We start from the raw sequence: 2,410 nt of genomic DNA, 5'->3' as shown, positions 1-2,410 counted from the left end.
TATTAGGCGACAATTACTCTGACCTCTGTCGCGTCAATTACTTTGGCCGATTTGTAAGCTAAGCGTCCGATTTCCCAACTAATGGAGAGGTTGTGGCGCTTAACGACAAGCAGGTCAATCTCTATATGACGCATCGAAGAAAAGGCAAGACCCAAGCGGCCGCAGCCGCCAAAGCCGGTATCTCTGTTCGTTCCGGACGACGTATTGAAAAAGGACAGCGTTCACCTGTTGGCCATCGCCATTGGCGAACCCGACAGGACCCTTTGGAAGACGTGTGGGATGACGTTATTGTCCCTGAACTCAAATCTCGGCCAACATTGGCGCCAATTACCCTGCTTGAACTGCTGCAGGAAAAATACCCAGGCCACTATCCCGACACTCTTGCACGCACCCTGCAGCGCCGGGTCAAGGCCTGGAAACTTCAGTTCGGTAACGAACAAGAGGTCATGTTCCGCCAGGAACATCTGCCAGGCCGGCAGGCTCTGAGTGATTTTACGCATCTGAAGGATGTGGAAGTCACCGTTGCCGGCGAGCCGCTGGTGCACAAACTCTTCCACTTCCGCCTCGCATGGAGTCGCTGGAGCTGGATGCGCGTCGTACTGGGAGGCGAAAGTTTTACCGCGCTGGCTGAGGGTATCCAGGAAGCGCTGAGTCAGTTGGGCGGCGTGCCCCTGGAGCATCGTACGGACAGTCTGTCTGCGGCCTGGAAAAACCTCAGCCATGAAGACAGAGAAGATCAAACCGGCCGTTACGAAGCGTTGTGCCAGCACTATGGCATGGTCCCAACTCGCAACAACTGCGGTCGAGGGCACGAGAATGGTTCCGTTGAGTCTGCACACGGCCACTTGAAACGTCGCATCTGCCAGGCGTTATTACTGCGTGGTAATAGCGACTTCGCGTCACTGGATGACTACCGCGAGTTCGTTACCCATCAGGTCATGAAACACAACCGGCGGAATCAGGACATCATAAAGCAAGAGCTGGCTCATCTGCAGCCGTTGCCGTTACGTCGTTGTTCTGACTATGAAGAACTCTCCGTCCGGGTAAGCAGTAGCAGTACGATCAACGTAAAACATGTGGTCTATAGTGTCCCCTCCCGTCTGATCAGCCAGATGCTGAAGGTCAGACTCTGGGACGATCGGTTGTGCTGTTATATCGGCAGCAATGAAGTCCTGGCCTGCAAGCGAGTCCGGCCTGCAAAAGGGAAGCGTCGAGCCCGCAGCATCAACTTCCGGCATGTCATCGGGAGTCTGATAAAAAAGCCGAGCGCTTTTTATAACGCCACGCTGAGGGATGACATCCTGCCCGATGAGGAATGGAAAGCCCTGTGGCGACATCTGTGCGGGCGGTTGCCACCGCAACTGGCCGGCAGTCTGATGGTCCACGCACTGAAACTGGCTGCCGAGCGTGACGATATCTCTGTTGTTGCCCGCGGACTGGATACCTTGTTGAGGGAGCCGGGAGAGCCGGATCTGGAGAAGTTGATGCGGTATCTGGGTATCCAAGACAAAGCCTTGCCACCAGGCGACGTGGTCCAGCACACACTCAGCAGTTACGAGCAGTTGTTATCTGACAGGAGAACGGTGCAGTGACAGATATCCATACGCTGGAACGCCTGCTACGGCGGTTGAGGTTGAGCCGGATCGCCAGTGAATGGCACAGCCATGAAAAACGCGCGCTAGCGGAAGGCTGGACGCCGTCGCGTTACCTGCTGTCGTTGTGCAGCGAAGAGGCCAGCCACCGGGAGACTGAACGGTTACGACGTTATATCAAGGAAGCCCGGCTTCCGGTGGGTAAATCGGTCGGCGACTATGACTTCAAACAGGTCCCTGAGTTGAACGCTGCTCAAATAAGACAACTGAGCGAAACGACTGACTGGGTTGACGCCAGTGAAAATGTGCTGCTGTTCGGCGCTAGCGGGCTGGGTAAAAGCCATCTGGCGGCGGCAATAGTGGAGGGTGTGGTTAATCAGGGTTACCGAGCCCGGTTCTACAGTGCAGGCGAGTTGCTGCAGGAGCTGCGTAAGGCGAGATCGTTGCTGAGACTTAACGAGGTACTTCTGAAGCTGGATCGCTATAGGGTGATAGTCATAGACGACCTCGGTTACGTCAAACGGGATAATGCAGAAACGGGGGTGCTGTTCGAGCTGATCGCCCACAGGTACGAAAGAGGGAGTCTCATCATCACGAGTAACCATCCGTTCAGCACCTGGGGGAGTATCTTCGTGGATGAAACGATGGCGGTAGCGGCAGCAGACCGTCTGATCCATCACTGTTATCTGTTCGAAATACAAGGAGAAAGCTACAGGAAAAAGACCTCAAACGCAGTGGCAAAAAAGCCATCTAAATGATGGTGTGGGAGCGGCCATTGTAGTTGACGCCGGATCGGCAAAAGTAATTGACGTCTAATA

2 protein-coding genes are annotated in these 2,410 nt (G+C 54.8%); both read left to right on the top strand.

The window, feature by feature from the left end; all coding sequences use genetic code 11:
* The first annotated feature begins 92 nt into the window (after positions 1 to 92).
* Complete coding sequence (gene istA / locus ACMV5H_RS25320; RefSeq protein ID WP_414822775.1) at positions 93 to 1,592, top strand: IS21 family transposase; 1,500 nt, start codon at positions 93 to 95, stop codon at positions 1,590 to 1,592.
* Positions 1,589 to 2,350: an IS21-like element helper ATPase IstB gene (istB, locus tag ACMV5H_RS25315; RefSeq protein ID WP_414822774.1), complete on the top strand. Its 762-nt coding sequence runs from the start codon at positions 1,589 to 1,591 to the stop codon at positions 2,348 to 2,350. The genes istA and istB overlap by 4 nt, the downstream gene beginning before the upstream one ends.
* Positions 2,351 to 2,410 lie beyond the last annotated feature (60 nt).

This window comes from Serratia sp. N21D137, from assembly GCF_047530005.1.
Lineage (GTDB): Bacteria > Pseudomonadota > Gammaproteobacteria > Enterobacterales > Enterobacteriaceae > Chania > Chania fonticola_B.
The sequence above is the reverse complement of the archived record's forward strand: the minus strand, read 5'-3'. Positions and strand labels throughout refer to the sequence as shown.